The sequence below is a fragment of the Verrucosispora sp. SN26_14.1 genome (genome assembly GCF_004307965.1).
In the GTDB taxonomy this organism is placed as follows: Bacteria; Actinomycetota; Actinomycetes; order Mycobacteriales; family Micromonosporaceae; genus Micromonospora.
Genome location: NZ_SISL01000283.1, coordinates 1 through 7,839, shown reverse-complemented (window position 1 = coordinate 7,839; position 7,839 = coordinate 1). Strand labels below are relative to the sequence as shown.

General features: G+C 69.8%; 5 protein-coding genes. 1 reads left to right on the top strand and 4 read right to left on the bottom strand.

All coding sequences use genetic code 11. The features are described from left to right. A partial coding sequence (locus EYA84_RS21715) for an ATP-binding cassette domain-containing protein (RefSeq protein WP_131054889.1) occupies positions 1-779 on the bottom strand: 779 nt, incomplete at its 3' end. A gap of 437 nt (positions 780-1,216) precedes the next feature. On the opposite strand from EYA84_RS21715, the gene EYA84_RS21710 reads away from it, so the two are divergent. Beyond that, a complete protein-coding gene (locus tag EYA84_RS21710) occupies positions 1,217-4,762 on the top strand; it encodes a ThuA domain-containing protein (RefSeq protein WP_131054888.1) in 3,546 nt (1,181 codons plus the stop codon). 93 nt (positions 4,763-4,855) lie between these two features. Here EYA84_RS21710 and EYA84_RS21705 read toward each other — a convergent pair whose 3' ends face one another. From EYA84_RS21705 to EYA84_RS21695, 3 genes are all read right to left on the bottom strand, one after another. Then, entirely contained in the window at positions 4,856-6,112 is a 1,257-nt protein-coding gene (locus tag EYA84_RS21705; RefSeq protein ID WP_131054887.1) for a mandelate racemase/muconate lactonizing enzyme family protein, read from the bottom strand. A 1-nt stretch (position 6,113) separates the two neighbouring features. Beyond that, on the bottom strand, positions 6,114-6,941 hold the full coding sequence (locus EYA84_RS21700) for a carbohydrate ABC transporter permease (protein WP_131054886.1): 828 nt from the start codon (positions 6,939-6,941) through the stop codon (positions 6,114-6,116). Further along, positions 6,941-7,839, bottom strand: an 899-nt coding sequence (locus EYA84_RS21695; protein WP_236145893.1) for a carbohydrate ABC transporter permease, incomplete at its 5' end; no start/stop codon positions are given. The genes EYA84_RS21695 and EYA84_RS21700, both read right to left, overlap by 1 nt.

Below are 7,839 nucleotides of genomic sequence, written 5' to 3'. Positions count from 1 at the left end.
ACGTCGGCCGGGGCGGCGCGCGGCGGGTAGTAGTGCGACAGCTCGCGGCCGACCATGTGCCGGACGAGGTCGTCGGCGCCTGTGTCGGCGGTGTCCGTGGTGGTCACCCGGCGGCCGTCCTTGAGGACGGTGATCCGGTCGGAGAGGTCGAAGACCTCGGCGAGCCGGTGCGAGACATAGAGGATGCCGATGCCCTGTTCCTGGAGCCGGCGCACCAGGGCGTAGAGCAGGGTCACCTCGTGGTCGGCCAGCGCGGCGGTGGGCTCGTCCATGATGATCAGCCGGGCGTCCAGGGCGAGCGCCTTGGCGATCTCCACGACCTGCTGCTGCGCGACGCTGAGCCGCCCCACCGGCGCGTCGGCCGGTAGGGCCGTCTCCCCGACCGAGGCCAGGAGCTGCCGGGTGCGTTCGCGCATCCGGCGGCGGTCGACCAGGCCACGGCGCGTCGGCTCGTGGCCCAGGAACACGTTCTCCGCGACGGTGCGTTCCGGCAGCAGGTTGAACTCCTGGTGGATGATGCCGATTCCGGCCCGCTGGGCGTCGCGGGGGCCGCCGAAGGCGCGCGGCTCGCCGTCGAGTTCGACGGTGCCCTCGTCGGGGGCGTACCCGCCGGAGACGATCTTCATGAGGGTGGACTTGCCGGCACCGTTCTCGCCGACGACGGCGTGCACCTCACCCGCGGCGACGTCGAGACCCACCCCGTCGAGGACGCGGACGCCGAGGAAGGACTTGCTGATGCCCCGCAACGCGAGCAGGGGCACCGGACGCCGGTCTGACATCGTCGAAGATCCTCACGGATAGTAGCCAAGATCGGGTGCCGTCCGACGCCGGAGATCCTCCAGCGTGGACGGTCATACTGTTTTGTCATCCAGGTGCGGCACTTCGTGTTGTCGTGCGCAAACTTTCGCTTGACACAACCGAAACATCACACGTATGAAGATAGATGTTCGGGTATGAGTTCGCAATCCCCCGTCCGCCAGGGACTTTCGGGCACCGTCCCACCGGCGCGGACCGGGAAAAACACACCTGCGCGAGAGCCAGCACCGGCACGGAGACACCATCCATGGCGTCGTTAACATCCGACGACATCGATGCATGGTGCGCTCCGGCTTCCCACCCCCACCCGACGGCACCTCAGTCCGACATGACGGTGAGTCACCACCGGAAGCGTTGGCGCGCCACCCGTATCCCCCCGCCCGTCCCACGAGGAGACGCCATGCGTCGCACGACATCCATCATCGGAGTGATCGCGGGTCTGTTACTGACCTTCGCGGTCGTGAACCCGGCGGCGGCGGCTCCCGCCTTCCGGGCCCTGGTGTTCACCAAGACCGCCGGTTACCGGCACGACTCCATCCCGGCCGGCGTCACGATGTTCCAGCAGCAGGCGGCGGCCAACAACTTCGAGGTGGTGCACAGCGAGGACTCGGCCGTCTTCACCCCGGCCAACCTCGCCACCTTCGACGTCCTCGTGATGTTCCAGACCTCCGGCATGGTCTGGACCTCGGCCGCCCAGCGTCAGGCGGTGGAGGGTTTCCTCGCCTCCGGCAAGGGGATCGTCGCGGTCCACAACGCCACGGACATGGGCATCGAGGGTGAGTACCCGTGGTGGGACCAGACCGTCAACGGCGGCGCGCACATGCCGGAACACTCCCCCGGCGTCCTGCCCGGCACCGCCATCGTGGCCGACAAGAAGCACCCCTCCACGGCCACCCTGCCGGACCGCTGGAACCGCAGCGAGGAGTGGTACAACTTCGACAAGAACCCGCGCGGTGACGTGCACGTGCTGGTCACGGCCGACGAACGGACGTACAACCCCGGTTCCCGGGCGATGGGTCCGGACCACCCGATCTCCTGGTGCCGTGCCGTCGGCGGCGGTCGGGTCTGGGCCACCGCGATGGGCCACGCCATCGAGTCCTACAGCGAGACCCACTTCCGCAACCACGTGCTCGGCGGGGTGAAGTGGGCCGCCGGCAACGAGCCCGGCGACTGCGGCGGCACGGTCTGGGGCAACTTCGAGAAGCGCTCGCTGGACACCAACACCGTCGACCCGATGGCCCTGGCCGTGACCCCCGACGGTCGGGTGATCTACGTCCAACGCGGCGGCCAGATCAAGATCTTCAAGCCGAGTACGAGCAGCACCGTCACCGCCGGCACGCTCAGCGTCTACACCGGCGGTGAGGACGGCCTCACCGGGCTGGCCCTGGACCCGAACTTCGCCACCAACGGGTACGTCTACCTGTACCACTCGCCCGCCAGCAGCTCCACGGACATCAACCGGGTCTCCCGCTACACGCTGAGCGGTGACACGTTGAACATGTCCAGCGGGGTCACCGTCATCGACATCCCGGCGTACCGCGACCGGACGTACCCGGAGCCCGGCCACACCGGCGGGTACATGGACTTCGGCCCGGACGGCAACCTCTACATCGGCACCGGTGACGACGTCGCGCCCAACCTCGACCCCAACTGGCAGGGCTACGCGCCGCTGGACTGGCGCTCGGGCAAGCACATGCTCGACGCGGCCCGCACCGCCGGCAACACCAACGACCTGCGGGGCAAGCTGCTGCGCATCCGGCCCTCGGCGAGCGGCGGCTACACCATCCCGTCGGGCAACCTCTATCCGCAGGGCACCGCGCAGACCCGGCCCGAGGTCTACGCGATGGGCTTCCGCAACCCGTTCCGCTTCTCGATCGACCCGGCCAACGGCTGGGTCTACCTGGCCGACTACGGACCCGACCGGAACCCGCCGACCACCAACCGTGGCCCCGAGGGTCTCGTCGAGCTGAACGTGATCAAGGCACCGGGCAACTACGGCTGGCCCTTCTGCCACGGCGACAACCAGCCGTACGCGCCGTACAACCCGGACACCGGTGCGGTCGGAGCCAAGTTCAACTGCTCCTCCCCGGTCAACAACTCCCCCAACAACACCGGTTTGACCAGCCTGCGCCCGGTGGTCGCGCCGAACATGTGGTACGGCTACGGCACCTCGACCACCTTCCCGGAGCTGGGCTCCGGCGGCTCGGGGCCGATGGGCGGCCCGGTCTACCGCTACAACGCGGCGAACCCGTCGCAGACGAAGTTCCCGCCGTACTACGACGGGGTCCACTTCTTCTACGAGTGGTCGCGCAGCTATCTCAAGGAGGTGCACTTCGACTCGGCGACGGCGGTCACCCGGACCAACGCGTTCCTGCCCACCACCCGGTTCAACAAGCCGATGGACATGGAGTTCGGCCCGGACGGATCGCTCTACCTGCTGGAGTGGGGCACCAACTTCGGCGGCGGCAACAGCGACTCGGGTCTCTACCGGATCGACTACGTCCAGGGTGGACGGTCCCCGATCGCCAAGGCCACCGGCACGCCCACCAGCGGCAACGCCCCGCTGACCGTGCAGTTCTCCAGCGCCGGGTCGGCGGACCCGGACCCCGGTGACACGATCAGCTACCAGTGGACCTTCGGTGACGGCACCACGTCGACGGCGGCCAACCCGTCGCACGTCTACACCGCCAACGGCAACTACACCGCCCAGCTCAAGGTCACCGACAGCACCGGCAAGACCGGCTTCGCCAACGTGGCGATCACCGTCGGCAACACCGCTCCGGTGGTCACCATCACCACCCCGGCGCACGGCGGCATGCTCACCTTCGGTGACCGGGTCTCCTACCAGATCAGCGTCTCCGACCCGGGTGGGGCGGCGATCGACTGCTCCAAGGTGATCCTCAACCCGGCGCTCGGGCACGACGACCACGCGCACGAGACCACCGACCTGCCCGGCTGCTCCGGCACCATCCCCACCGACCTGCTCGGCGGGCATCCGGACGGCGCGAACCTGTTCTATGTGCTCAACGCGCGCTACACCGACAACGGCGGGGCGGGCGGGGCCGCACCGCTGACCGGGCACGCCCAGGTGATCCTCCAGCCCAAGCACAAGCAGGCCGAGTACTACAGCAGCCAGTCCGGCACCCGGGTGGTCGACCAGGCCGGTGCGGAGAGCGGCAAGCGGATCGGCGACATCTCCAACAACGACTGGGTGGCCTTCACCCCGATGAGCCTCTCCGGCATCAGCACGGTCAGCTACCGGCTGTCGTCACCGTCCGGCGGCGGCACGATCGAGCTGCGGGCCGGCTCCCCCACCGGCACGCTGCTGGCCACCACGCCGGTGCCGGCCACCGGCGGCTGGGACAACTACCAGTCGACGCCACCGGTGAACGTCACGGCCCTGGCCGGTACGCACACCCTGTACCTGGTCTTCAAGGGCAGCGGCAACAACTGGTTCGACCTCGACTCGCACACCTTCGGCGGTGCGGGGGTCGGTGTCGGTGGCACCGGTGGCGTGGCCGGGCGGACCTGGACCCTCACCGCGCAGCACAGCGGCAAGGTGATGGACGTCAACGGGGTCTCCACCGCCGACGGCGCCCAGATCCACCAGTGGGCCGCCAGCGGTGGGAACAACCAGAAGTGGCAGGCGGTCGACGCCGGCAGCGGTGCCGTCACCCTCAAGGCGGTGCACAGCGGCAAGTGCGCGGAGATCGTCGGCTCGTCCACCAGCGCGGGTGCCTTCCTCCAGCAGGCCACCTGCGGCACCGGCAACCAGCAGAAGTTCACCGTCACGGCGACCGGCACCAGTGGTGTCTATACGGTCCGGAGCGTGCTGAGCGGCCTCTGCCTGGACGTCAACGGCGCGGCCACCACCGACGGCGCCCGGCTGGTGCAGTGGACCTGCCACGGCGGCACCAACCAGCAGTGGCGGTTCGGCGCGGCCTGACGACCGCGACGCTGACCCGCCGATGACAGCGGTCGGGACCGGCCTCCGCACCACGGAAGCCGGTCCCGATCGCCGTGCGCGGACCCGGTCGGTTCAGTGGCCGTCGGACTCGGCCAGCGGCGCGCCGGCCCGCCCGCTGTGGCCGTTCACGCCGCCGACCGTCGCGCCGGTCGGCAGGTACGCCGTCCGGGCCGGTGCCGAAGCGCCGTACTCCGGCAGCAGCCGCCGTCCCGCCGACACGGGCCGGACGTCGGGCCCCTCGGTGCCGCGGGCCGCCGGACGGAGGACGGAGGCGCTGATCGCCCCCTCGTCGACGCGGACGCCGAGGCCCGGTGCGTCGCCGAGGACGAAGGCACCGTCCTCGACGTGCAGGTCGAGCGTGACGCCGGCCGGTGGACGCAGGTTCTGCAACTCGCTGGTCAGGTGGTTGGGCACCGACGTCGCCGCGTGCAGCAGCCCGACCGGACTGTTGCCGATCGGGCTGACCGGCAGGTCGTGGGCGTGCGCCAGGGCCGACGTGCGCAGGAAGTGGGTGACTCCCCAGACGGCGGCGGTCTGGACGATGTCGACCGCCCCGGCGGCGATCAGCGGGCGGTACTGTTCCAGCCCGGTCAGGTTCTCGCCGGTGGCGACGGAGGCGCGCACGCCCCGCCCGACGGTGGCCAGGCCCTCGGCGTCCCAGCGGCGGACGGGCTCCTCGATCCAGATGAGATCGAGGGTGCGTTCGAGTTCGCCGACGTGGCGGACGGCCTGCTTGCGGGTCCACGCCTCGTTGACGTCGAGCATCAGACCGGGGCGGCGTCCGTGCCCGGCCTCGGTCAGCACCTCCTCGACCAGGCCCAGGCGATGCCGGTCGCGGGCGATGTCCAGACCGCCCTTGAGCTTGGCGGCGCGCAGGCCGTGCGCGGCGTACGCGCGATAGGTGTCGACCAGCTCGTCGTCGGTCAGGCCGATGTCCAGGCCGGAGGCGTACGCGGGCACCCGCCGGTCGCGTCCGCCCAGCAGTCGCCAGAGCGGCTGGCCGGCGGCCTGCGCCTTGATGTCCCAGAGGGCGGTGTCGAGCGCACCGATGGTGCCGAAGACGGAGCCCCCGTGTCCGGCCTTGAAGCTGTGGCGCAGCATCCGGTCGTAGAGCGTCGTGACGGCGCGCGGGTCCTCGCCGTCGAGGGCCGCGAAGATCCGATCGATCTCCACGTGCGGGCCGAGGCCGACTCCGGAGATACCCTCGTCGGTGTCGACGACGACGATCGACACCGGCACCACCCCGTCGGCGAAGACGCCGTTGGCGTCACCGACGGGGCGTCCCCATTCCTGCACCGTGCTGAGCGTCCGATATCCGGTGATCCGCATGTCAGCCCTTCGTGGAGCCGGCGGCGACGCCGTCGGCGATCTGGCGCTGGAGGAAGAGGTAGACCAGCAGGACGGGGAGCGCGGCGATCAGCACGCCGGAGGCGAAGGTCGGGATGTCGTCGGAGTACTGCCCGCGCAGCGAGGTGACGCCCACCATCAGGGTGCGCTGGTCGGCCGAGGGCATCATGACCAGCGACATCAGGACGTCGTTCCAGCAGAACAGGGCGTTGAGGATGCCGACGGAGAGCAGCGCCGGGGTGCCCAGCGGCAGCATGATCCGGCGGTACACGCCGTAGAGACTGTTGCCGTCGATCCGGGCCGCGTCGATGATCTCCGGCGGGATCGACCGGTAGTAGCTGGTCATCAGGAAGACGGTGAAGGGCAGGAACTGGGCGACGTAGACGAGGATCAACCCGGGGTACGTGTCGATGAGCGCCGTGTCGGCCATGATCCGGGCCAGCGGCACCATGATCACCTGGAACGGTACGAAGAGACCCGCGAGGCAGCCGAGGAAGAGCGCCCGCGACCCGCGGAAGCGCACCTGGCTGAGGGCGAAGCCGGCCATCGAGCCGAGCAGCAACAGCAGGAGCACCGACGACGACACCACGATCACCGAGTTGACGAAGTATCGGCTCATGCCGACGCTGCTCCACGCCGTCTCGATGTTGTCCCAGCGCAGCTTGTCGGTCAGGGCGAAACGGTCGAGGATGTAGTCGCGCCGGGTCTTCATCGCGACGTTCGCGGTGAACAGCAGGGGGTAGATCGTCGCCAGGGCGAGCACCAGCATCGGGACGGCGATCAGCCACCGCCCCGGCCGCAGGCGTGACATCAGTTCTCCCTTCCGGCCCGGCTGAGCAGTTTGATCTGCACCAGCCCCACCACGAGCATGATCACGAAGAGGACCGTCGAGGCGGCCGAGGCGAGGGCGGGACGGTTCATCTGGCCCTGCTGGATCCAGATGTAGTACTCCGGGAGGTAGGTGGACCCCTCCGGGCCGCCGCTGGTCATCACGAACAGCAGGCCGAACATCGAGGTCAACATGCCGATCATCGTGGTGACGAAGACGAACTGGATGGTCCGGGACAGCCCCGGGACGATCACGTGCCGGATGACCTGGGGCAGTGAGGCCCCGTCCACCCGGGCGGCGTCCAGCAGGGCGGCGTCGAGGGTCGCGAAGCCGGCGAGGAAGACCACCAGGGACATCCCGAAGGTGGCCCAGACGTGCACGCCGACCACCACGAACATCGCGATGCCCGGGTCGCCGAGCCAGTCGATCGGGCCGACACCGGCCGGGCCGAGCAGGGAGTTGAGCGGGCCGTCCACCGCGAGCAGCAGGTTGAAGATCGCGCCGACGATGACCGGGGAGAGCACGGCCGGAAAGAAGTAGACGCTGCGGTAGAGCCGGTGCCCGGGGACCCGGAGGTAGATGAAGGTCGCCAGCAGGCCGGGGATCGCCACCGCCACCGGCAGCAGCAGCACCAGCCACCCGACGTTGCCCAGCGCGGTCCGGAACAGCGGGTCGGCCAGCAGTTCCCGGTAGTTGTCGACGCCCACCGCCGTGCCGTCGCGGGCCCCGTCCCCGGTGAACGAGAAGTTGACGCCGAGCAGCAGCGGATACAGCCGCAGCACCACGATGATCAGCACGGCGGGGGCGACCAGGACGTACGGTGCGAGGCGCTCGGAGCGCAGGCGGCCGGCGGCCCGCGTCGCACCGGTCCGGCGACGGT

Excerpts from the sequence above, each read along its gene's own strand:
- EYA84_RS21710 (WP_131054888.1), top strand. The coding sequence starts at position 1,217 with ATGCGTCGCACGACATCCATCATCGGAGTGATCGCGGGTCTGTTACTG.
- EYA84_RS21705 (WP_131054887.1), bottom strand. The coding sequence starts at position 6,112 with ATGCGGATCACCGGATATCGGACGCTCAGCACGGTGCAGGAATGGGGA.
- EYA84_RS21700 (WP_131054886.1), bottom strand. The coding sequence starts at position 6,941 with ATGTCACGCCTGCGGCCGGGGCGGTGGCTGATCGCCGTCCCGATGCTG.